The sequence below is a fragment of the Pseudomonas sp. GL-B-19 genome (assembly GCF_019956415.1).
GTDB lineage: Bacteria > Pseudomonadota > Gammaproteobacteria > Pseudomonadales > Pseudomonadaceae > Aquipseudomonas.
In genome coordinates, this window is sequence record NZ_JAHBDK010000014.1 from 17,763 (window position 1) to 41,525 (window position 23,763).

General features: G+C 58.5%; 12 protein-coding genes. 9 read left to right on the forward strand and 3 right to left on the reverse strand.

The genetic code is table 11. From position 1 onward, the window contains the following. Nucleotides 1-185: 185 nt before the first annotated feature. Nucleotides 186-1,709, reverse strand: coding sequence for a fumarate hydratase (locus tag KGB06_RS03105; protein ID WP_223511796.1), 1,524 nt, complete (start codon nucleotides 1,707-1,709; stop codon nucleotides 186-188). A gap of 394 nt (nucleotides 1,710-2,103) precedes the next feature. Here KGB06_RS03105 and KGB06_RS03110 point away from each other — a divergent pair, with 394 nt between their 5' ends. Genes KGB06_RS03110 through KGB06_RS03120 form a run of 3 tightly spaced genes read left to right on the forward strand, consistent with a single transcriptional unit; the run spans nucleotide 2,104 to nucleotide 4,917 of the window. After that, complete coding sequence (locus tag KGB06_RS03110) at nucleotides 2,104-3,210, forward strand: sensor domain-containing diguanylate cyclase (protein WP_223511797.1); 1,107 nt, start codon at nucleotides 2,104-2,106, stop codon at nucleotides 3,208-3,210. Beyond that, on the forward strand, nucleotides 3,203-4,138 hold the full coding sequence (locus tag KGB06_RS03115) for an iron-sulfur-binding ferredoxin reductase (RefSeq protein ID WP_223511798.1): 936 nt from the start codon (nucleotides 3,203-3,205) through the stop codon (nucleotides 4,136-4,138). The genes KGB06_RS03110 and KGB06_RS03115 overlap by 8 nt, the downstream gene beginning before the upstream one ends. Before the next feature lie 29 nt (nucleotides 4,139-4,167). Continuing rightward, nucleotides 4,168-4,917, forward strand: coding sequence for an enoyl-CoA hydratase-related protein (locus tag KGB06_RS03120; protein ID WP_223511799.1), 750 nt, complete (start codon nucleotides 4,168-4,170; stop codon nucleotides 4,915-4,917). Between the two features lie 208 nt (nucleotides 4,918-5,125). Here KGB06_RS03120 and pyk read toward each other — a convergent pair whose 3' ends face one another. Beyond that, nucleotides 5,126-6,577 (reverse strand): pyruvate kinase, encoded by a 1,452-nt coding sequence (gene pyk, locus KGB06_RS03125; protein ID WP_223511800.1) that lies wholly within the window; start codon nucleotides 6,575-6,577, stop codon nucleotides 5,126-5,128. Between the two features lie 165 nt (nucleotides 6,578-6,742). On the opposite strand from pyk, the gene KGB06_RS03130 reads away from it, so the two are divergent. Further along, nucleotides 6,743-7,117: a tetratricopeptide repeat protein gene (locus KGB06_RS03130; RefSeq protein ID WP_223511801.1), complete on the forward strand. Its 375-nt coding sequence runs from the start codon at nucleotides 6,743-6,745 to the stop codon at nucleotides 7,115-7,117. A gap of 245 nt (nucleotides 7,118-7,362) precedes the next feature. After that, on the forward strand, nucleotides 7,363-7,722 hold the full coding sequence (locus KGB06_RS03135; protein WP_223511802.1) for a PilZ domain-containing protein: 360 nt from the start codon (nucleotides 7,363-7,365) through the stop codon (nucleotides 7,720-7,722). 137 nt (nucleotides 7,723-7,859) lie between these two features. Here the strand turns inward: KGB06_RS03135 and KGB06_RS03140 are convergent, their stop codons facing one another. Continuing rightward, nucleotides 7,860-8,234 (reverse strand): DUF6124 family protein, encoded by a 375-nt coding sequence (locus KGB06_RS03140; protein WP_223511804.1) that lies wholly within the window; start codon nucleotides 8,232-8,234, stop codon nucleotides 7,860-7,862. A 461-nt stretch (nucleotides 8,235-8,695) separates the two neighbouring features. Between KGB06_RS03140 and KGB06_RS03145 the strand changes: the two genes are divergently transcribed. The 4 genes from KGB06_RS03145 to KGB06_RS03160 all read left to right on the forward strand — a co-directional run bounded on the left by KGB06_RS03145 (nucleotide 8,696) and on the right by KGB06_RS03160 (nucleotide 23,758). Further along, nucleotides 8,696-11,815: a hypothetical protein gene (locus tag KGB06_RS03145; protein ID WP_223511806.1), complete on the forward strand. Its 3,120-nt coding sequence runs from the start codon at nucleotides 8,696-8,698 to the stop codon at nucleotides 11,813-11,815. A gap of 148 nt (nucleotides 11,816-11,963) precedes the next feature. Further along, entirely contained in the window at nucleotides 11,964-15,578 is a 3,615-nt protein-coding gene (locus KGB06_RS03150; RefSeq protein ID WP_223511807.1) for a Tc toxin subunit A, read from the forward strand. Nucleotides 15,579-15,633: 55 nt separating this feature from the next. Next, nucleotides 15,634-19,728: a neuraminidase-like domain-containing protein gene (locus tag KGB06_RS03155; RefSeq protein ID WP_223511808.1), complete on the forward strand. Its 4,095-nt coding sequence runs from the start codon at nucleotides 15,634-15,636 to the stop codon at nucleotides 19,726-19,728. Next, nucleotides 19,721-23,758 (forward strand): hypothetical protein, encoded by a 4,038-nt coding sequence (locus KGB06_RS03160; RefSeq protein ID WP_223511809.1) that lies wholly within the window; start codon nucleotides 19,721-19,723, stop codon nucleotides 23,756-23,758. The genes KGB06_RS03155 and KGB06_RS03160 overlap by 8 nt, the downstream gene beginning before the upstream one ends. Nucleotides 23,759-23,763: the final 5 nt, after the last annotated feature.

A 23,763-nucleotide genomic window follows, 5' to 3' on the forward strand; every position in this document is an offset into this window, starting at 1 on the left:
GATCAGACGCTAACAAGATGAGCGCCATTCGTAACCTGTCAGATCTGACAGGTCAGGCGGGGAGTTCTAGACCGAGTAGTTGTAAACACTTCGGTTTTAATGCCATGGGCATTATTTTTTGCGCAAAAAAAACGGCCGGGGCGTCTATTCAGACACCCCGGCCGCTTTTTAGCCCGCTAAAGCGCTTATTGCACTTCTACTGCCAGGCTGTCACTGATCTTCTTCTGCCAGATGGCAGGACCGGTGATGTGGACCGACTCGCCCTTGCTGTCAACCGCAACAGTCACAGGCATGTCTTTGACGTCGAACTCGTAGATCGCTTCCATGCCCAGTTCGGCGAAAGCCACCACGCGGGACTTCTTGATGGCTTGCGCCACCAGGTAAGCCGCGCCGCCGACAGCCATCAGGTAAACGGCTTTGTGGTCCTTGATCGCTTCGATTGCGGTCGGGCCGCGCTCGGATTTGCCGATCATGCCCAGCAGGCCGGTTTGCTCAAGGATCTGACGGGTGAACTTGTCCATCCGCGTCGCGGTGGTCGGACCGGCAGGGCCCACCACCTCTTCGCGCACCGGATCAACCGGGCCGACGTAGTAGATGAAACGACCTTTGAGGTCCACTGGCAAGGTTTCACCCTTGTTCAGCATCTCGACCATGCGCTTGTGCGCCGCGTCGCGACCGGTAAGCATCTTGCCGTTGAGCAGGACGGTTTCGCCCGGCTTCCAGCTCTGCACGTCTTCCGGGGTCAGGGTGTCGAGGTTGACGCGACGGGCCGACGGGCCGGCTTCCCAGACGATTTCCGGGTAGGCGTCCAGCGGTGGCGCTTCCAGCGAGGCCGGGCCGGAACCGTCGAGCACGAAGTGCGCGTGACGGGTGGCGGCGCAGTTCGGGATCATGCACACCGGCAACGAAGCGGCGTGGGTCGGGTAATCCATGATCTTCACGTCGAGCACGGTGGTCAGGCCACCCAGGCCCTGGGCGCCGATGCCCAGTTGGTTGACCTTCTCGAACAGCTCCAGGCGCATTTCTTCAATGCGGTTCTGTGGGCCGCGAGCCTTGAGCTCGTGGATGTCGATGGATTCCATCAACACTTCCTTGGCCATGACGGCGGCTTTCTCGGCGGTGCCGCCGATGCCGATGCCGAGCATACCCGGTGGGCACCAGCCGGCGCCCATGGTCGGAACGGTCTTCAGCACCCAGTCGACGATCGAGTCGGACGGGTTGAGCATGGCCATTTTCGACTTGTTCTCGGAACCGCCGCCCTTGGCCGCCACGTCCACTTCAACGGTGTTACCCGGAACGATGGAGTAGTGGATAACGGCCGGGGTGTTGTCCTTGGTGTTTTTACGAGCGCCCGCCGGGTCGGCGAGGATCGAGGCGCGCAGGACGTTTTCCGGCAGGTTGTAAGCCCGGCGCACGCCTTCGTTGATCATGTCGTCCAGGCCCATGGTGGCGCCATCCCAGCGCACGTCCATGCCCACGCGAACGAATACGGTGACGATGCCGGTGTCCTGGCAGATCGGGCGGTGGCCGGTGGCACACATGCGCGAGTTGATCAGGATCTGTGCGATGGAATCGCGGGCTGCCGGCGATTCTTCGCGCAGGTAGGCCTCGTGCATCGCCTGGATGAAGTCAACGGGGTGGTAATAGGAAATGAACTGCAGGGCGTCAGCAACGCTCTGAATCAGGTCGTCTTGCTTGATCACGGTCATGAGTCGCGCTCCTCTAAAAGACGGGAACATTCAATAAGGTGCTTGCAGCTTGGGTGCATCGGTCGGTTGCAAGCACCTTTCAAGGCACGCCGGGGCTGCTGGCGCGACGCTAAAAAGGCGCGGCAGTATAGCGCGCCTCGCTTGCGGGCACACCCGCCGGTAGTCAATCGTTGGTCGCATAACACCGCGGCCCTTGTAGCAGCTGGCGAAGCCTGCGTCGGCTGCTACAGGGATCGGGGCAAGGGTCAGGTATGAGCGAAAACGGGTCATGCTTTTGACGCCAGTTTTCTGCCCCAAAAATAGTATGGTTATTTATCCGGCTCGCCACTAAAGTGGCACCCGGCCTGTAGAGTAGGACACTCAAACAGCTTTCTTTCGCATGGTGAGTCAACGATTGACCCATAACGCCCTTCAACAGCTTTTACTCAAACGCTTTGCCCTTGCAGCCGGCACTTACGCCCTGGCGCTGATGCTACTGTGGCTGGCGTTTTTCTCCGGACACTACGATGAACCGGTGGCCAGCCTGGCCGTCGGCACTGCATTGGTGGTCATCAGCCAAGCGGCATTGTTCGCGGTGTTTTACAGCGGCCGCAACCAGCGCTTTTCCGATCCCAGCCTGACCGAAGCGCAAGTGTTGATGGGGCTGGGGTGGCAAACCTGGCTGATCGCCAATCTGGATGAGGCACGCGGCGCGTTTCTGGTGTTTTACGTGCTGATCCTGCTTTTCGGACTGTTCCATCTCTCGCGCCGAGCGCTGGTGCGGTGTGCGCTGTTGGTGTTTTTCAGTTTCAGTGCGATCACGCTGTGGGAGGGCTACCACTTTCAGCTCCACGACCCGGCGCTGGCCGGGTTGCAAGTGTGCGTGTTGCTTATTGTGTTGATCTGGCTGGTGCTCTACGCCCGCTATGTCCAGGCTACGCGTCAGCGCATGCGCCAGCGGCGCTTCGCTTTGCAAGCGCACCAGGACACCCTGCGCGGCATGATGCGCCAGCTCGAAGACCTGGTCGCCACCGACGAACTCACCGGGCTGTTCAACCGCCGCCATTTCCTGCGCCTGGCCTCCCGCGAACTGAACGCCATGGACGCTGGCGTGATGCATGGGCTGGCGCTGATCGACCTTGACCACTTCAAACGCATCAACGATGTGCACGGCCATGCGGCGGGCGACCAGGTTCTGCAAGCCTTTGCCGGTGTCGCGACCGCGTGCCTGCGCGACGGCGATGTGCTGGCGCGTTATGGCGGCGAAGAATTCGTGGTGATGGTGTCCGATTGCGATGCCGAACGTCTGACCGCGTGCTGTGAGCGGTTGCGCATCGCCTTCACCGGTGTCGAGCTGATCGGCCTCAACGTCGCCCATCTCAGTTTGTCGGCGGGTCTGACCTTGCTGGAGCCGGGCGACGATCTCGACGACGCCTTGCAGCGCGCCGATCAGGCGCTTTACCGCGCCAAACGTGACGGTCGCAACCGTTGTGCGGCGGCCTGGGAGAACGTCGATGCCTGAGTTGCGGGTCGGCGAGCGCCGCTGGTCGGTGGTACCGGGCAGTAACCTGCTCGATGCTTTGAATCAAAACGGTGTGGCCGTCCCCTACAGTTGCCGCGCCGGCAGTTGCCATGCCTGCCTGGTCCAATGTGTGCAGGGGTTACCGAGCGACAGCCGCCCCGATGCCTTGAGCGCAGAGCAACGCCAACAAGGCTGGCGCCTGGCGTGCCAGTGCCAGGTGGTCGAGGATTTGCAAGTGCATACCTTCGATCCCCAGGTCGATGGTCTTCCGGCCGAGGTTGCCGCCGTCGATTGGTTGAGCGCCAGCGTGCTGCGCCTGCGCCTGACGCCGCAACGCCCGTTGCGCTACAACGCCGGGCAACATCTGGTGTTGTGGTCGGGCAATGTGGCACGTCCTTATTCGTTGGCCAGCCTGCCGCAAGAAGACCGCTTTCTGGAGTTTCACCTTGATTGTCGTCAGCCGGGGCAATTTAGCGACGCGGCCCGTCAGCTGAAGATCGGCGATTCGATCCGCCTCGGCGAACTGCGCGGCGGCGCTCTGCATTACGACCCGGACTGGCACACCCGGCCGCTGTGGCTGTTGGCCGCCGGCACCGGTTTAGGTCCGCTGTTTGGCGTATTGCGCGAAGCGCTGCGTCAGGATCACCAGGGCGCCATTCGCGTCATTCACCTGGCCCATGACGCCGACGAGCATTACCTGGCCAAACCCTTGCACGCCATGGCCGATGGCCGCGATAACCTGAGTGTCGAGTGCTGGACTTCGGCCGAGTTGCCGCAGGCATTGGCGCAACTGCGGCTTGTCTCCCGGCAAACCCTGGCCTTAGTCTGCGGAGCCCCCGACAGTGTCGACGCCTTTTCCCGGCGCCTGTACCTCGCGGGATTGCCGCGCAATCAACTGCTGGCCGATGTGTTCCTGCCTCGTGGTTGAGCGCTGATTTTTTCAGACGCGAGACCCCCATGACCGAAATCATCCAGATCGAGCGCGAATGCGGTTTGCTGACGCTGCGCCTCAATCGCCCCGAGAAGAAAAACGCCCTGACCCGCGCCATGTACAGCCATATGGCCGAGGCGCTGAAGCAGGCCGATACCAACCCTGAAATCAACGCCGTGCTGATCACCGGCAGCGCTGAATGCTTCACCGCCGGCAACGACATCGCCGATTTCATCCAACAACCGCCGGGTAGCCTCGATAGCCCGGTGTTCCACTTCATGCTCAATTTGCTGGAGTGCCGCAAACCGGTAATCGCCGCTGTGGCCGGTGCTGCGGTGGGGATCGGCACGACAATGTTGCTGCATTGCGACCTGGTTTACGTCAGCCGTGATGCTCGCCTGCGCATGCCTTTCGTCAATCTCGGCTTATGCCCGGAGTTCGGCTCCAGCCTGATCCTGCCGCGCTTGCTTGGGCATGCCAAAGCAGCGGAGTTGTTGCTGCTGGGTGAAGGTTTCAGTGGTGAACAGGCGGCAGAGTGGGGCATTGCCACTGAAGCGTTGGGCAGTGGCGAAGCAACGTTGGCCAAGGCGCGGGAGATGGCGTTGCGCTTTGAATCGTTGCCGCCGGAAGCGGTGCGCATCAGCAAGCAATTGATGAAAGCGCCGGACCGGGAATTGCTGCGCAAGGTGATCGAAGAAGAGGGGGCGTTGTTCACCCAGCGGTTGCGGTCGCCGGAAGCGTTGGCGGCGTTGACCGGGTTTATCAAGCGGCATTGAATTTTCGGTGACTGGACGGGCCTCATCGCGGGCAAGCCCAGCTCCCACAGGTTTTGAGTTGAACGCTGGATTTGTGGACACCGCCAACCCCTGTAGGAGCCGGGCTTGCCCGCGATGGGGCCCGGCCAGACAACACAACTTTTGGACCAGAAACCAAAAAGCCCCGCCATTCACATGGCGGGGCTTTTGTTTTTCAGCGGTCGGTCACTCAGACCATCGGATCGCCAACGTGCAGGATTTTCATCCCGTTGGTGCCGCCGATGGTGTGGTAGCTGTCGCCCTTGGTCAGGATGACCCAGTCGCCTTTCGCCACAACGCCCAATTTAAGCAACTCGTCGATCGCAGCCTGGCTGACTTGCTCAGGCGGCAGGGACGCCGGGTCGAACGGGACGGTGTAGACGCCACGGAACATGGCCGCGCGGGCCTGGGTTTCGCGGTGCGGGGAGAACGCGTAGATCGGCACCGACGAACGGATGCGCGACATGATCAACGGCGTGTAGCCACTTTCGGTCAGGGCGATGATCGCCTTTACACCCGGGAAGTGGTTGGCGGTGTACATGGCCGCCAGCGCGATGCTCTGGTCGCAGCTTTCGAAGACCTTGCCGATACGGTGGCTGGAGGTCTTGCTGGTCGGGTGCTTTTCAGCGCCGATGCAGATGCGTGCCATGGCCTGAACGGCTTCCAGCGGATACAAACCGGCAGCACTTTCCGCCGAGAGCATCACGGCGTCGGTGTAGTCGAGCACGGCGTTGGCCACGTCGGACACTTCGGCACGGGTCGGCATCGGGTTCTGGATCATCGACTCCATCATCTGAGTCGCGACGATCACGGCCTTGTTGTGGCGGCGTGCGTGCAGAATGATTTTCTTCTGAATGCCCACCAGCTCAGCGTCGCCGATTTCCACACCCAGGTCACCACGGGCAACCATCACCGCGTCGGACGCCTTGATCAGTGCGTCGAGGGTGTCGTCGTCAGCCACGGCTTCAGCGCGTTCGATCTTCGCCACCAGCCAGGCAGTACCGCCGGCCTCGTCGCGCAGTTGACGGGCGTATTCCATGTCGGCGGCGTCACGCGGGAAGGACACGGCGAGGTAATCGACTTCCATCTCGGCGGCAAGCTTGATGTCGGCCTTGTCTTTTTCGGTCAGGGCAGGAGCCGTCAGACCACCACCACGACGGTTGATGCCTTTATGGTCGGACAGCGGACCGCCGATCAGCACGGTGCAGTTCAGTTCGGTGGCGGTGGCGGTATCCACGCGCATCACCACGCGGCCGTCGTCGAGCAGCAGCTCGTCGCCTACGCCGCAATCCTTGACCAGGTCGGGGTAGTCGATACCGACTACCTGCTGGGTGCCTTCGGTCAGAGGATGGCTGGTGGAGAAGGTGAATTGATCACCGATCTTCAGCTCGATCTTCTTGTTGGCGAATTTGGCGATACGGATTTTCGGGCCTTGCAGGTCACCCAGCAGGGCGACGAAGCGGCCGTGCTTGGCGGCGAGGTCACGCACCAGCTTCGCGCGAGCCTTGTGCTCGTCGGGGGTGCCGTGGGAGAAGTTCAGGCGGGCGACGTCCAGGCCAGCCAGAATCAGCTGTTCGAGAACTTCCGGCGAGTTACTGGCCGGGCCAAGGGTAGCGACGATTTTGGTACGACGGACGGACATGCAAAGACTCCTGAGTTCAAGCGCTGAGTGAGGCTACTATGCTCTTGGGGTGTAGTCATTGTTCGAATGCACTACTTATTGGCTTTTATCTTTAAACGATAGTGACCAGCAGCCTGAAGATTTAGCACAACGGGTCGATACAGAGCTCAAGACAGGAGAACCCCCATGCGATTCGCGCTCATTGCCGTCCTTGCCCTCAGTGTGACGGGCTGCGCCCGTTGGTCGATGAACCATCATTTGAATCTCGCCTACAGCGCCTACGACCGTGGCAATTGCGAGCAGGTGATACTCGAACTTTCAAAAGTCGAGCGCTCCAGCCGTGCGCGGCCTTATGTGTGGCCGGAAGTGTCGATGATGCGCGGCCAGTGCCTCGAAAAGCAGATGCTGTTTATCGATGCGGCGCAGACTTACCAGTACATCATCGAGACGTACCCGCACAGCGAATACGCCTACCGCGCCCGCGCGCGTCTGGAAACCCTGGAGAGCCAGGGCCGTTACCCGCTGCGAAGCGCCGCAGCCGTGCCCCCGAAGCAGTACTGATTGCAGTCGTCACGCAAGGGCTGGCTCACTGGCGGTGGTGAGCTATAGTCCAAGAGATCGGTTTTAGAGCTTTGCTTCTAAACCCGAGTGCATACCTGTGATCGGCAGGAGTAAGCGTCAGCGGTTGCATGGACTGTCGCACCGGGATCAGGGAGAACGCGCCTTCACTTCTATCAATAAAGAGGAAGACCCGTTCCGAAGCAGTAGTGCGGCCCTGCTTAAGGGTCTTGCTGGGCCATTTGCGCATGTTTACCAACCGCCGGATCACGCGGCATCAACTGCCGTATTTCCTGAAAGTATTCAACAGCGTCACCGACAAACCCATAGGCTTTCTCGGCAACGTGTCTGAAGACGGGCTGATGCTGATCAGCCAGTTGCCCATGATGGTGGGCGTCGACTTCGACCTGCGTCTGAAAATCCCCGCCACCAATGGTTGCCTGCAGGTCATCGACCTGGCGGCGAGTTGCCTGTGGTGCCATGAAGACGAAACGCCGCAGCACTACGACTCCGGGTTCAGCCTGCAACGGGCACCGCCGGAGTATGGGCAATTGGTGGAGGCGTTGAGGCAGTACTTCAGTTTTCAGCCGTTGCCGGCGTCTGCCTGAGTTTAGCGGCGCTCTCACGATTGCCATCGCGAGCAGGCTCGCTCCCACACTGAATCTCCTGTGTTCACAAATCCTTTGTGGGAGCGAGCCTGCTCGCGATGACGTCATTACAAACAACAAAGAATGACCGGTAACGACTACTTCGTCTTGATCGCCCGCTCGTTATCCAGCGACCGCTCCACCAGCATCAACCCCAACTCACTCATCTGATAAATCACCATCGCCAGATGCCGTGGCCTGTCCTCCAGGCTTTCGGCCAGGTCGAGCAGCAGAATGCTGACCGACGAAAAGGTCTCGTAGGTCTGGATGGTCAGGGCTTCGGGATTGGCATCCGGGACAACGGTGAACATTTTCATGGCGCGGTCCTGGGAAGTGCGAAGGGATTCGACGTCGGGTTTGAGGTAATGGTCGAGCGCCTTGTCGGCGGCGGCGTGGAGCTTTCGTGAATCGAGGGTGGCGTAGGGGGAAACCGGGTCGGTTTCGGGGGGTGGATTGGGTGTTGGTTTGAACATATTTTCGTACTCGATTGGGGCTGCCTCGACCTCGCGACTAAACGAGGGGTGGCGGCTGTAAGCAGGTTAGTCGACCGGTGAGTACGAGAACCGGCGCGCCCGAGAGCGCCCTGCGAACAGCCACCATCAAGTGCGGGGGATAGGGAAAACCCGACTGGATGACGCCTATGCACATCGTACAAACACCGGGCGACTAAACCCGATCGCTGATTGGCAGCGACACGGATCAAGTTACGGGGCAGGGCCAAGGTGCACAAGCCGGCGGATTCTGGCGGATGTGTAGTCCGTTGCGCAAGGTTGTGTAGTCAATGAGCCGAAGGGCGAAGGCGCGGCCTTGATCGCGCAAAGCAGGAGGGTGCCGCTCGTCGGAACTGTCAGATTTTACAGGTTGGCAACTTCTGGGTTCGCAGTTAGAAAGAAAGCCTAGGGCTTTCCACAGCAGGCTGCGAAGGAGTGAGATCATGTCCGAAGATGAAAGCAAGTTCCGTGAGACTGAGCGCAGTCGCGTTGAAGATGTCAGTGAAGGGGAGACTTTGCCGTCGACCGACATGGAAAACCCGGATACCCGCGTAGCTATTAATCCGGTCAGATTTCCCTATATCTATGATGGGTTAATAGTGAGCCAGGATGAGTCGTTTGAGTACCGCATAGACGTCGATGGTAATCACCAGGTTTGGCTTCAGGTCATGATAAATGACATAGAGGATTGGTTTTCTCACGGCAAATGGACCGCAGGAAATGCATGGCACTCTAGCCGATTCAGCTACAAAAACAATTCAGGTCCTTTAAAACTGAATCATTATTGGCAGTACGGGAGTCAGAATTCAGGCTGGCACACCATTGATCTTTATATGAGTACCTTGCCCAAAATTGACAATGCTGCAACGTTTACAAATGTCATTACAGGAACGGGCGGCGATGCCACTACCCTCAGGATTTGTTCGGTTGACGGGCGTCCAATCAGTGGGGATTTTCAGTCAAGTAACGGTAGATGGTCGACTACATTAAATGGCAATTCAGGAACGTATGAAATATACGTCGAGCAATCCGTTCCAAACTTTGACTCTCGGAAATCCGCTGTAAAAAACATAACTTACCTAAAATCACCAAGCTTCTTAACCCCCCTCGAAAATGCGGACGTGGTCGCGTCAAAAAATATAGTAATCACTGGTAGTCAAGGAGCAGCTGGTCAAGTCATCCAAATCGTCAATGAGGGCGGAAGTAAAGAATTGGGTCGGGGTATTGTCGACGTTGGAGGAATGTGGACAATACCCATTGATTTGAGTGACAGAACAGGAAAGGTAACTATTGCGGCTCGGCATTTGCTGTCGGGTAATGAAGCATGGTCTCACCGAAGTTTTATTGTGGTGCCTCCAGTACCTTCAGTGCCTGACATTTACATGCCTGGCACCGGTGCTATCACTGATATGCGAGGGCCAATATCCGGAACAGGTGCTGTTGCAAATGCCATTGTCGAAGTACTTAAGGACCTTGATCATTCGTTCAAGATCGGGGAGGGGATCGCAGGTCCGCAGGGGCAGTGGACCATAACAAGATTCGACAGGGATATGCCCCCCGGTCCGTTTTCGATTGTCGCGCGACAAATTGTCGGAGGTGTGCCTTCTGATGAGAGCGCAGCCCGGTCGTTCAAAGTCCGTCCTCCAGCACTGACCGCCGTCACCATTTCATATCCAACCGAAACCTCGCTCAAGTTCTCAGGCACTGGCCACACCGGCGCAACGGTCGAGATCACTGTCGTCAGCGGGCCGGGAGGGACGCCGCCGTCCGCTGTCACAGTGACAGGTGGCCGGTGGGAAACCACCGCGACCAACTGGCCGTTTGGCACCTACAGCCTGAGGGCGATTCAGAAAGTCTCGGACAATGCCAATGGCTGGATTGAGTCACAGCCTTACGCATTTACCGTCAACCGGGTGCTGCCGGATCCGAGCGACATAAAGTGCACGACGGAATACCGGCCGACCTTCTCCGGCAATGGCACCAACAACGCTACGGTGAAGATCGCTGATCCCGGTGGCAGAACCTTCCCCGCCCCTAACGCGCTCGTGTCCGCAGGCAAGTGGTCGAGCCAGGCATCCCAGGTGTGGGGGCCGACATTCAAGCGGGATGTTCATGTCAGGCAATTTCTGGATAGTCAGCAGTCGCCGACCTGGGTCCCCCTCATAGTCACCATCCCACCATTGGCACCTATCATTGGCCTGGTGGTAGAGGACGGCTTCTCTCCAAAATTCTCCGGCACCTGCTGGTCAAATGCAGTCGTTGAACTCACGTTCAGCGATGCCCCCACCATCAAGCATCCTGCCATCGTTACCGGCCCAAACTGGACCTTTCAGCGCGGGACTGGGTTTGAGCCGGATGTTGTCACTCACACCGTCACCGTAACCCAGACGGCTGCCTCGCAAACATCGCCCGCTGCGTCTGAAACCTTCAAGGTCTACACGCCCATTCCCCAACCGGTGTTCACTAAACCCGAGCCCGACTCTGAGGTCGGTCGCGACATGACGGTCGAGGGTCGGGACGGCATGGCCGGGGCCACGATGCAGCTGCGCGATGCTCAATCCGGGCGGGATCTGGGAGACCCCAAGCTGCTGACAGCCGACGGTGAGTGGTCAATCGAACTCACCGGTCTGAGCTTTCGAAAGTACACCATCGATGCGCTACAAACGCGCTATGAGCGGCCATCCCCCCGCAGCGACATGGTCGATTTTGAGGTGGTGCTGCTGCCACCGGTCTTTACACAGCCAACGGAAAACGGCGATCTGCCACGAACCGCGACGCTTGAGGGGTGGGCCACATCGGGTGCGCGGGTCGAGGTTTGGCTCGATGGTGCTGCCGAGCCTTTGTTGAAGGATATTCCCGTGGGCACGGATGGCCGCTGGAAGGCCGAGGTGACCTTGCCGGTGGGGGCCAAAATCATCCGGGCCAGGCAAACCTTTGAAGAACGGACATCCCGGGATAGTCGCCCGTTGAACTACAACGTCGTGCCGGCGGCCCCGTATATCGAAACCCCGGCACTGGACGAACAGCTCGGTCGGCGGGTGGTGGTGTCAGGTTTTGGCGTGCCAGGGGATACCGTGACGGTGAAACTGAGGGACGCTGCGTTGACGGTGCTGGGGCAGAGTCCGGTGCTGGAGGATCGCACCTGGTCGGTGACGCTGATGCTCGATCAGCCTGGCGGTCGCTATGGCCTGGTGGCTGTGGCGTCGTGCGACGGTTTCGAATCGGCCGAATCCCCTGAACGACCGGTCGTGCTGGGTACGTTTGTGCCGTCCATTAATGTGCCGGCGGCGGGATGTTGGGTCAGTGATCCGGTTCACTTTGAAGGTCAGGGTAAACCGGGAGTCGGGCGCGTCATGAGCTGGTTCAACCCTGAGCAGGTGTGGGCGCCGAATATTGCCGTCAGCACCAGTGGCTGGCAGGGCAGTGCGGAGCAGCCGCTGCCCGACGGCGGCAATTGGTGCCGGTTCAGGCAGACCCTCACTGACGATGGGGATGGCGCGACGGTGTCCGATTGGGTGGACAGCCAACGCTTCGAAATCCTGCCGGCGTCCCCCAAAGCCTGAATCAACTTCTCGATGAACGGTCGCCGGTACTGTCAGTTATGACAGTAGACGGTGGTCGGTTTCAGGCGCCAAATCTCTTCAATCAATCGCACGGCCTGACAGGCTTGTCAGGCTGTTCAGGACCGTTATCGGCTCAAGGAACCTGACCATGGCTGACTCCCGCCCCGTCTCGCAATTGCTGAACCAGGTCTTCAGTGAAGAACAACGCGCACAGTACGCTGCTCTCAACACTTACATCGAAGACGGTGGTTCGATTTTTCCTCTGGTGGAAAAGGGTGTGCAGGGGCTGGTGAAGGAATACAACGTGAGCCCCGATGACGCCCGCCGATTTTTGCGGCGGGCCAACAGCATGGCCATTTATGTGCGCCGACAATTCATCGAGCACAGCTTGCGCGGTCATGAAACAGATGAGGCTGGGGCGACCAGTGGTTTGTTGTCGATGGTTTCGGGACCCAGTTTCGAAACGCTGTTCAGGCCTGAGTTCGCCAGTTTTTGCCCGTCGCAAGCTCTGGAATCTCTCGCTTCGCCAGTGGCGTATCTGATCGAGCTGTTGAGGTGGATCGAGCAGCGTATCGAGTCCGTTTCGAGCAGCAACGAAAAGCTGCCGCTGCATGAGCGACGCAAGGACCTGAAACCGCTGTCGGTCGATTTCAATGCGGTGTATCGATCGGTGTCTGCGGTCGACATCATTGTCCCGGTGCTGGAAACCTTCATCGCCGAGCACGATGCCAGACTGGATATTGAAGACGCGATGATCGAGGCGCGATATCCCAATGGGCTGCCTTATTATCAGCACTGGGTGACCCTGGATGCGGTCGCCCGTCACCAAGGCCTTTCGGTCGGCAATTTTGCGCACCTGGTGGACATCTCTGCCCCTTATTTTTTGCAACGCCAGGCGTGGGATGCCGACGCGGGGCGTGCCCTGGCTCACGCATCACGGCTGGGGCCTTATCAGCGACGGTTGCTGACCGAGGAGCCTGCAGACTCCGAAAGTCGCGACGCTTTTTATTTACAGAACTTCGGTGCCGGGGGCGTGGCGTGGCAGAACCTTAACCAGGTGCCATTCTTTGGTGAGCGAACCAAACTCGACACCCTGGGGCTGGAGGCCTTGCTGTCGGTACGAGGTTTCGCCCCCGTGCGCTCTGCCAACGTGACGTACCCGCAAAACAAGCCTGTTGAGCCGGAAAGCTGGCGCTCCGGTTCGGTTTACCTCAATGCCAATAGCGACCCCGCGGTCAGCATTACGGGTAGCGGAACCGGCCCTTCATTCCTGCATAAATTATCAGCGGATCCAACCGACGAAAATGGGCTTGAGCGATACGACCGAATGAACCGCAAGTTGCGTCTGGATCAGTGGCTGGAGCTGCCCAGCGATCAGGTGGATGCGTTGTTGGTGGCGGCCATCAGGGCTGAATCGCGCAGTAGCGCATCAGACAATGCCTGGTTGATCACGGAAAAAGTCGTGCATGCGCTGGGGTTGTTTCAGTCGTTACGCGAGCGCTACGGGTGTACGGCGCCAGACTTTGCCGCGTTTATCAACGAGTTGTCGATTTACGGTCGCGGTGAAGCGCTCTCGCAGTTTGATCAAGTCTTCAATGGCCAGGGCGACTACCGCCAACCCATGTTGCTCGATGACGGTGAGTTCTCGGTGTTGCCCATCCAGGGCGATTCCGAATTGACGATCACCCAGTTGTGCAGTGCGTTGGGGATCGACCTGCAGACCTACCGATACCTGGCCATGGCGATTGCCGGTGCGCATGGCGTCACCGACAACAAACTCAAGCGTACCGCTGCGGTCATCTCCAGTTTTTATCGCCTGGTGAAGCTGCCCCGTCTGTTGGGCATGACGCCGGTCGAAGGCGTCCTGATGCTGACGTTATTGGGTGGGGAAGAATGGCTCTACGGTCTGGCGGGTACTCCCCGGATCCATTCGACCCAAGTTGACACACCCGATGTGCTGAACCTCATTTACGCCCTGCATTCCTGTGTGGGGTGGTGCGCAGACCGCAAACTTGCGGTGCTCTGGATGTTGCAGCACATCTCACAACCCCAGGCATTGGCCACCGATTCTGACGATGAGCGCCAGTTGTTTGAAAAAGTGCGCAGCCTGTTGTCAGGCGCTCAGCTCACCCACTCGGCGTTACTGATGGCAGGTGTGCCACCGCTGGCGAACGCAAGCTGGCTGGATTTGCTGACGATGCTGGTCGATGCTGACGGGCTGGTCCTGGCGTATGCGGGTACGCAAGCCGAGTACCTGGCCTTTGCCCGGCAGGCGCTCGACGGGGCGGTGAAGGATGGCCTCGGTGAGAGCGATGAAGTCGCACGCGCTGCCATTGTCGAGAAAATGCTCGCCGTGCTTTTGCAGGCCCAGGAGGCTCAGGCGTCGGTGATCAAGGAGTCGCTGGCAGTTTATGCGGGCGTCAACGCCGAGCAGGCGTTTCAAGTGCTGGCCTGGGCCAATGCAACGGTGCACCAATTGTTGCGTCAGGTGTTCGAACGCACCCTGTCGGATCGGGAAGACTCCTTGCGGGGACGCAACGAGCAGCCTGACCCGCTGCTTGTACTGTTGGCCGATGTACGCCGTCGCAGTGCGGTGGTGGCGAAACTCGATCTCGGCGCCCAGCTGTTGCAGGACTACCTGGATTACGGCCACAAGGCCTGGCTCGATCAGGAGGACAAACATGCGTTCACGGTGAGGACGCTTTACTACCTGACGGTGCTCACCCGGGCGTTTGAGTTGAGCGAGAAGCCTGCGCAGAAACTGCTCGATTATCTGCGTGAGGTCAATGCCTTGCCTGACAACCTGAGCGTTGATGCTGAGCGTCTGGCCCAGCAAGCGGCTACGATTCGTCTGGCGGAGTTTTTCGACTGGAGTGTTCAAGAGGTGCGCGAGTGTGTCAGTCGCATCGACCCGGCACTCAAGATCCTGAAAAACCTGACCCAACTGGATCTGTTGATGCGCATTCGGGTCATGGCGACGAAGACCGGCATGGATGCCTTGACGATTTTTTTGATCGGCACCCTGCCAGAGGCCGTGGACAAGTCGAAGTACAAGGATGCTGCCGAGCATGCGTTGCTGAGCCTGTCCGGATCCCCTGTGCCTCAGATGGCGTTCACGGAGGATTTGCAGCAGCTCGTTACCTTGACCTGTGTGCCGGACAAGACCGAAGTGGTGGCCAGCAAGCCCGGCGAGAAAATCACCTTCACCGTGACCCTCAAGGATATCGACGCAAAGCCGTTGAGCGGCGTCAAGGTTCACTGGCTTGCCACGCTGGGCAGTATTGCCACCGGGAAAACGGACGTCGATGGCGTGGTCAAGGCAGAGTTCTTGCCCGGCAAGGTCATGGGCACGGACACCCCGCAGTTCTGGCTGGATCTGTTCGAGCCGCAGTACGCCCCCACCATCCATGTTGTCGCTGACGCGCAGTCACTGCAGTTTCCGCCTTCGCTCATGTCGCCGGTGCCGTTGGGCACCGTGCCCCACGGTCAGGAAGTCGAACTCTACGCCACGTTGATGGACCAGCATCTAAACCTCGGGAAAAACAGCCTCGTGCGATGGAGCTACGAGGTTGTGGGCGATACCAAAACGCCTTTGCTGGTTATCCGGCCGGAGCAGACCTACACCAACCAGGAGGGGTTGACGCGAGTGTTTGCCTCTAGCCCTACCGGTGGAAAGTTTGAGATCAGCGTTTTGTCCGAAGCAGGAGAAACCACGGCTCATTTCGAATCCATCTCGTTCGACGGCAAGGAGGCAGGTCAATGATCGCTATTGCTGACTGGTCCTGCGTTTCCGGCTCAACCCCTCAGGAGTAAGGACTATGGCTCTGAACAATATGGCTGGCCTGCTCGAAAAGCGCCGTAATGCACTGGTCGAGTTCTGCATCGGGAAGTTCGGGAGCGGAGAATCGCCAAAGTACAGCTTCCTGAAAACCCCGGCAGACCTGTTCGAACTGCTGCGCATGGATCCCCTGGACAACTACCCGGTTCAGAGTTCCCGGGTGGCCGAAGCGACGAGCTGCGCCCAGCAGTTTATTCATGCCGCGTACCGCAAGCTGGAGCCGGGCTATGCGACGATCGAGTTCGATAAAAGAGATCTGGCGACTTGGGAGCTTTACAGCAATTACCCGGATTGGGCCGCGCGGCAACTGATCGCGATTTACCCGGAAAATTTCATGACCCCCTTTGTGCGACAGCGCAAGACCAGCCTGTTCAAAACCCTGGAAAACAATCTCAATCAGACCCGCCTGAACAGCGATTCGGTACAGGCAGCCCTGCAGGATTACCTGAAAACGTTCGAGCAGACCTGCAACCTGGACGTGATCAGCAGCTACATGGACGGTGCCTCGCCGGCACGCGCCGATTATTACTTTGTCGGTCGCCAGCGGGTGCCGCCTTTTCAGTATTTCTGGCGCAAGGCTGAGGTGGAACTCTCGCCAGCCGATGTCGCCCTCAATCCCGCGGTGTGGAATGAATGGCAGCCGGTGGATATTCCGGCCGGAGCCAAGGTGTTGGACATTCGCCCGGTGTTCTGGAGCGGGCGGTTGTGCCTGGTGTGGGCCGAGTGGCGGGACAAGGTCGAGGGAGCGGATGGCAAGAGCATACCGCCGTGGCTGGACATCAATCTGGCGTTCATGAGTCAAAACGGCCAGTGGTCGGCACCGCTGAACATGCACAGCTCCGCGCAGACGGCAGATCACTCCCAGGACAAAAACGTTCGACTGATTGCGACCGTGTGGGCCGATCATCACAACCCCAAGGGTAAATTGGGGGTGTTGTTGACGAACCGCAAAGGGGGCGCGAGTGAGCCCGGTCTGAATGTGACAGCGGTACGCGATGTGCTTTTCCGTCCCTTGCCCGAAGACGATGGCGGCTGGCTGAAGCACGCCGCGGACAAACGCTTTGTCACCGCCGAAACGGTGCAGCATCCATTGCTGAACCAGCCGACCATCGCTGCCGCTGTGGCCACGCCAGGGACCTTGGCGCCTTACCTGGATGTGCAGGCCGTGGCGTTTCGGGTCGGCGAAGAGGATGTGCTGATTGTCCAGGGAGTTTTGAGGCCCACGGGAGAAACCCGTACCGATAACGTTGAATTGGAATTGACATTGAAAAACCCAGCCGAAGGCGACCCGGCACCGATTAAAACCTCCAAGCCAATTGCCGGTGGCTGGGGCACCGAATGGCAAGTCTTCAAGCGGGGGAAAGGTGCATGGGGGACGCCGACCTTTACTTTTGGCAGTGCCACGGGTGGATATGGACTTAAAGAATTTGTATTGACGATTGCCAACGTAACGGACTTCGACCCGTCGGCATTGCTCAAAAACACTTCCAATGCGGCGCAGTTTATTGCTTTCAACCAGCCAGACTGGACGCTTAAATTCACCCGTCTGAATTCGCTGTTCGGCCCCGAGCTGGTGCAACGCTCCAATGTTTCCGTGGATGCCGTACTTGATTGGGACACCCAGTTTCTGTCGGAACCGCCCCCCGGTTCTGCAACGATCAGCGAGCCGAACGGTGCATTCAACGGCGCCAATGGTTTGTTTTTCTGGGAGCTGTTTTTTCATTTGCCTCATCTGGTCTCAACGCGCCTGCGCACGGAGGATCGTTTTCTGGAGGCGCAAAAATGGCTGCATTATCTGTTTGATCCGCAGGCGCCGGCGGACATTACAAAAGCAGTAAATCCTAAACCGCTTTACTGGCGCTGCCGGCCATTGAACGTCGTCAAAGGCAATGTGGGCTTTGAAACCCGCGCACCGACCGATCCGGACGCCATCGGCTATTCCGCGCCCTACCATTTCCAGATCCTGGTGTTTACTGAATACGTCAAGAACCTGGTCGCCTGGGGCGATTGGTATTACCGCCAGCTCACCCGTGACAGCCTGGTGGCGGCCAAGTTGTGTTACGTCCAGGCCGAGTTCTTCATGGGTAAGGCCCCTACGGTGCGCACAGTGAACCGTTGGGAAACCGACACGGTGGAGGGCCTTTTGGCCAAGAGCCTGTCGCGACCGGCGCTTGAGCAATTTGAACAAACCCTCGGGTTCAGCCTGGCGGACTTTCCTGTCGGCGCCGACGAACCGCCCGAGCTCGGGTTGCTGGCGAACAATCCTTTCAAACTCCCGATCAATGATCAGTTGCTCGCGATGTACGACTTGCCCGGCCAACGCCTGCATAACCTGCGCAATAATCTCACCCTTGACGGCAAGTCGATGGAGATCCCGCTTTTCAGCCCTCCCACCGATCCCAATCAATTGTTGCAAGACCTGGCGGCCGGGGGCATTGGCGCGCCAAGACCCATGGGCGGGCGTCTGGTGGTCGGTGCTTTCCGTTGGCGCGTGATTTTCGAGGCGGCGTTGCGTGCCGTGCAAACCCTGCAGGAATACGGCAACCAGGTGCTGCGCTTGCTTGAGCAGCGGGATCGGATCGAGCAGGAAGAAATGCAGCAAGACCATCTGGTGAAACTGGGCACCTATGCCCAGACCGTGCAGGAATATGCCATCGACCAGTTAAAGGCGAATGTGGTCGCGCTGGAGCAAAGTCGAGCCGTGGCGGCGGAACGGGCCGATGCCTATGCGGCACTCTATGACGAAAATGTGTCGGCGGTTGAATACGAGGTCATGGAAAGTCTGCAGGAGTCAAAAAAACTGTCACTGGTGTCCTCAAGCATCAAGCCAGCAGCCGGGGTGCTGGCTGCACTGCCCAATGTGTTCGGTTTGGCCAATGGTGGGTTTCGTGTCGACGAAGCCATCAATGCCGTGTGCTTTGGACTGGACATCGCTTCGGCGGTCAAGCAACTGGACGCGGACAAACAAGCCACCACCGAAGCCTATCGTCGTCGTCGCAACGAATGGGAGATGCAACGTAATCAAGCGACAGCGGAGATCCGGGCGATCGATGAGCAGATCGGTGCTCAAAGGCATGCCGTCGAGGCGGCCAAAACCAGCCTGCAGCAGACCCTCACGGCCAACAGTCAGGCGCTGACGGTTTACAACTTCCTCAAGAAGCGTGCGACCAATGCCGAACTGTTCGGCTGGTTGCTGGGCCAGTTCAAGGCCCTGCATTATCAGGCGTACGATGCGGTCGTCAGTTTGTGCCTCAACGCTCAGGCTTCGTTGAACGCGGAAACCGGCGATTACGACGCGAATCTTCCCTTGCCTCAGGTCTGGCTGGATAACCGTCACGGCTTGACCGCAGGCGAACACTTACGCGGGCATTTGTTGCGCATGGAGCGTGAATACCTGCAACGCCATGAGCGACGGCTGGAATTGGTCAAAACCGTATCCTTGCGGCAATTGTTTGACGACAAGGTCGAACCGCAAGTAGGGATCGACAACTGGACGTCTGCGCTGCAGCAGTTGCAGGACCGGGGGACACTGGAATTCAAGCTTACCCAGCTGCTGTTCGATCGCGATCATCCGGGGCATTACTGCCGACAAATCAGCTCGATCGAGGTCGATCTGCCGGTGCTGACCGGCCCTTACGAAAATGTACGAGCAACCTTGTTGCAGATCACCAGCATGATCGCGACCAAGGCATCGAGTCAGTCTGTGAGGTATTTGCACAACCCGGACGGTGCCACAGGCCCCTCCGACGTGCAGGTCAACCTGCGCAGTGGTCAACAAATCGTCTTGTCGATGGGGATTGCCGATAACGGCATGACGGCCATGAAACCTGATGAAGGGTTGCTCAACCCCTTCGAAAACACCGGGGCAGTGTCGCGCTGGACGTTGAACTTTCCACGGCCGACAAAAACGTCGCAGCACGCCATGCTGCTGTCGTTGACGGACATCATTCTGCGGATCCGTTTCACAGCCAAAGCCGGCAAGCCAACCTTCGCGCGAACCGTCGAAGACCTGGTAACCCAAGCTGAAAACCCGGAGCAAAACCCAACCGTCGAAGGAGCCGTCCGTCATGAATGAACCGATCATCCAGGCCAATCAAAGTCTGATCCGCAATGGCGATTTCAAGCAGGGGTTTTCCGATTGGAAGAAAGGTCCGAATAATCCAGGCTGGTTGAGTAGAGCAAGTGAACTCCATGATGGCGAATTTATTCCTTTACTGAAGTCTGGAAACAAGTCTTCGGTCAGTCAGCGGTTGGAGGTCCCAAAGGATCCCATTGAGCAAGCGCGCTATGTCCTCGGTTTCTGGTGCGAGACACGACACACCGAAGCGGGCACGCTGAAGATCAGTATTGATGGGCAGCAAGAGACTTTGGTAATCCCGTTGCCGCCGGGTGCATCTCGGGATGTGGAGGAGGATCAGGCGCGGATGAGGAACGGTCAGCCGCTGGAGTTCCAGCCGATCAAGTACGAAGTTGAACTGGCGCTGCCATTCAGTGCCGGGGACACGCTCACCGTCGACGTGTCCAGCCCGGCCAATGCCCCCAATGACCCCATTTCGGGCATCTGCATCACCCGAATCAATCTCCAATTGCATCTGGAGCCAGCGGTGATGCAAGGGCTGATGCTGGATGAAGAACCGGTGTCACCTGCTGCGACGCTGTACCTGTGCCTGGGGGCCTCCGCGAGCGAGGCTCACCGGTTGAAATTCCTGCCCGCGCCAGACAATGCCTGGCGGGACACCCACGCGGCATTGACCAGCGACGACAATCCGCTTGGCGCGGTTGTCGCGGCGCCAGACTGGGGGGTGGATCATCCGCTGGAGGATCAATGGCAGCTTGATTGCCCGTTGATTGGCGAGGAGGGGCCCTACCTTTTCTCGATGAACCTGCTTAACCAGTACACCGCCGAGCCTTACTCGGTGAGGGTATCGCTGGGGCATCATCGTTTGGTGTTTCGTGAGGTGCTCGAGGCGGCGTATTACCCGGTGCTTGAATACGGGCAGCGTGTGCGTCTGGGTGTGCAAGTGGCGTCGTATTACACCGGCCAGGCCCTCAGCGGGCGAACGGTGACCTGGACATTTGAAGGCCAAGGGGTGAAAGGCGCTGGCGTCACGAATGACCAAGGCTGGGCTTACTTCGATTTTGAACCGGTGGCAGCGGGTAACGTTGTCATTCAGGCCTCTGTCGACAGCCCCTATTACGCCGCTGGTGTGGTCACTCAGGCGTTGGAAGTTCGGGTATTGGCGACGGATCCGTGGAAGGAAGTATTGGCGGTCGTCGAGGGCGATGAGAAGCGTTGGGAGGAAAAAACCGGCTATCCCAATCGGGGCTCGGATTATCCGGTGACGGTGAAACTGCCTGCGGACAACCCGTTGTTGGGCACGGAACTGTCGTTGCGCTGGAGCGGTGATTCCCATGAACAATTGGGGGTTGGTGTCAGCCCGCCGCTTGAGGAATCGGTGCCGGTCATCGGTCGCGATATGACCTGGACCCTGACGAGCGAGGATCGTCTTGACGGTCGGTTTTATCTGGAGCTGGTCTGCTCGAAGCTGTTGTCTCCTTCACCGAAAAAAACCATGTCGCTGGCGCGCAATCTGGTCAAGGTCGGCGAGGTGCGTGAGGCCAACAAGTTTCCGGTGGTGGATGAAAACGAAAGCGTGCTGTTGCGGGTGCAGGTGGTGCATGTCGTGGCCAGTGGCGACGGTGATCCGGTGAACAACGCGTGGGTCGACTGGATAACCCCTGAAGGCACGATTGCGACCCGATCCGGTGCCGGTGGCTGGGCCAGTGTGTTGTATACGCCGAAAGTCGCAGGGGATCAGGTCGTCGAGGCCAGCATCAAGGCCCATGAAGAGGCCGTTGCGATTGAACAGCTTTTTGATGTGAAGGCGATTGCGACCAGTCCCTGGAAGCGTGAAGTCAAGATCCTGCTGGATGAGGTGGAGGTCGAACGCAATACGCTCGGCGTGCTGTGTCGGCGTGGCCAGACACATACCTTGAAAGTTGTTCCGGTCGCCGGCAGTTCGTGGGTTGGAAAAAACATCAGTTTGCACTGGCGAGGTGCAGCCCCGGATATCGGATTAGTGCCTGCTGACCTCGGAACGCCCAAGGCTTTGGTAGCAGACGGCGTGGAATGGAAACTCGTCTCACAAGCGAATGACAGCCTCAGCAGTCTGTTTGAACTGGAGCTACGCCATGAAAGCGCTTCAACCGTTCGGGAACTGTCCGGGCGCTTGATGTCTGCAGACCTGACGGAAGAAGTGAGCCTGATGCTGGATCAGATATCGGCAGCGCTCGACGGTCAGTCACTTTACCCCTGCCTGGGCGTCGTGCATCGCTTCAACGTTTTGCCCCATGCGCTGAGCCCGTTGGTGGGACTGGATTCCTCGCTGGCGTGGTCGGGGACCCCCGCCGATCAGTTAGGGGCAACGGTTCAACCCACTTTGAACCTGCCTCAAACGATCACCGACGGCGGTGCTATCTGGTCATTGGACTTCACCGCCAGTCAGCAACCCGGCCAGTTCGCCTTGGCGTTGGCACTGCCTCAGTTGAACTTCGTTGCCAGCGCCAAGCCGATGATGCTGGCGCACAACAAAATCAGGATCGAGTCGTGGCGTGAATCGCCGGTGGATCCGGTGGTAGGGCAGGAGCCTGCGTGGCAGTGGGTTCAGGTGTTCTCTCATTTCACCCAGCACGCTGTGAATCAGGTGCCCGTGACATGGACGACGCCGCAGGGGCCAAGGGTGGTGCATACCGATAACGAAGGTTGGTCCGGTATTGATTTTTCGCCGGTAATCGATGGAGCACATGAAATACAGGCGTTGGTGGTCAGTGCTTTTGACAGCTTTGAAGATAAACGCGTGATGGGGGTTACGGCACTGGCGAGCGATCCGTGGGAGGGGCTGTCGGTCAGGTTTGACGGCGGATTGGCTCACGCCTGGGGCGAAAAGACCTACTTCCCGCGTCGCAAAGGTGAACACATGTTTGAGGTGCCGGCTCCCCAGAACAGTCCGTTGTTTGATCGTGACTTGACACTCGGCATGACGGGGACTGGGCCTGACGAACTGGGAATCAGGTTTTTGTTGGGGGCCTTGGGGGTACCACGCAAGTTTTTCAATGTGGTGAATTTGCAGTATCAGTTCAAGGCGGGCGATCTGAAGGACGCAAGTTTTGCGTTGCGATTGTCATCGGAACGGCAGGCGAGTCTTTCGCCAGCGAACGCGATGTCATTGGGGGAAGGTGCGCAGGTGGTGAAAATCACCGGGAACAGCCGCGTTGATCAGACGCTGGATTGGGGGCAGGAATTTTTTGGGCAGGTCACCGTAGTGTCGGCCATCAGTGGCAAGGCGATGGTGGGATGGGTGGTGACGTGGCGTAGTCCTGATCTTGGAGTCGTGACCACTGTGACTGATTATTACGGGGTGGCGAGAGTTCGCTTCGTTCCCGAAACTCCTGGAGAGGCTGAGTTGACGGCAACGGTGGGGGATAGGGAGTCGGTTGCGTTGTCGTATTTCCTGAATGAGCCACGGGAAATACAGACTCTGTCCAGTCCGGATCCTGCCGGATTTCCCGGAGATGAGGTCTCGGCCGACGCTATCGTTGTCTCAGCTATCACTGGCGAACCTTTGTGGGATGTAGAGGTAATGTGGGACTTCCCGGGCGTGACGATTGCACCAACGAGAACTAACAAAGAAGGGAAAACGAGTGTGATGTTCAGGCTTTCAGCGAACATGCCGAGTGTTTTGGGAGCCTCTGTGCGAGGTGGAAAGGCGGGATGGGATACGGCACTGCTAATGTTTACTGTTGAGGATCGGCAGCTAGCCTTTGTTCAACTCATCGGCAATGGCCAATATTATGTAGGGCAAACGGCGCGCCTCAGCTGTCGGCTGGTTGATAACACCACTGGAGAAGGTGTCGTAGGTGTAGACGTCGCCTTTTTCAACAATGGCGTATTCGATGTTTATGTGAAATCGGCTGATCAAGGCGTCTTGAGTAGACATTATCAATCGGATCGATATCAGCATTACGAAGTACTCATGCGGTTCCTAAACTCTGACGGTACAGTTAACGTTGAACAACGTGCAGGTATCGTATTCCTGGAGCGCTAGGGGTC

What these genes read in the sequence shown, in the direction of transcription:
- KGB06_RS03150 (WP_223511807.1), top strand. Translation starts at nt 11,964, where the DNA reads ATGGCTGACTCCCGCCCCGTCTCGCAATTGCTGAACCAGGTCTTCAGT.
- KGB06_RS03140 (WP_223511804.1), bottom strand. Translation starts at nt 8,234, where the DNA reads ATGTTCAAACCAACACCCAATCCACCCCCCGAAACCGACCCGGTTTCC.
- KGB06_RS03115 (WP_223511798.1), top strand. Translation starts at nt 3,203, where the DNA reads ATGCCTGAGTTGCGGGTCGGCGAGCGCCGCTGGTCGGTGGTACCGGGC.
- KGB06_RS03120 (WP_223511799.1), top strand. Translation starts at nt 4,168, where the DNA reads ATGACCGAAATCATCCAGATCGAGCGCGAATGCGGTTTGCTGACGCTG.
- KGB06_RS03160 (WP_223511809.1), top strand. Translation starts at nt 19,721, where the DNA reads ATGAATGAACCGATCATCCAGGCCAATCAAAGTCTGATCCGCAATGGC.
- pyk (WP_223511800.1), bottom strand. Translation starts at nt 6,577, where the DNA reads ATGTCCGTCCGTCGTACCAAAATCGTCGCTACCCTTGGCCCGGCCAGT.
- KGB06_RS03155 (WP_223511808.1), top strand. Translation starts at nt 15,634, where the DNA reads ATGGCTCTGAACAATATGGCTGGCCTGCTCGAAAAGCGCCGTAATGCA.
- KGB06_RS03135 (WP_223511802.1), top strand. Translation starts at nt 7,363, where the DNA reads ATGTTTACCAACCGCCGGATCACGCGGCATCAACTGCCGTATTTCCTG.
- KGB06_RS03105 (WP_223511796.1), bottom strand. Translation starts at nt 1,709, where the DNA reads ATGACCGTGATCAAGCAAGACGACCTGATTCAGAGCGTTGCTGACGCC.
- KGB06_RS03145 (WP_223511806.1), top strand. Translation starts at nt 8,696, where the DNA reads ATGTCCGAAGATGAAAGCAAGTTCCGTGAGACTGAGCGCAGTCGCGTT.
- KGB06_RS03130 (WP_223511801.1), top strand. Translation starts at nt 6,743, where the DNA reads ATGCGATTCGCGCTCATTGCCGTCCTTGCCCTCAGTGTGACGGGCTGC.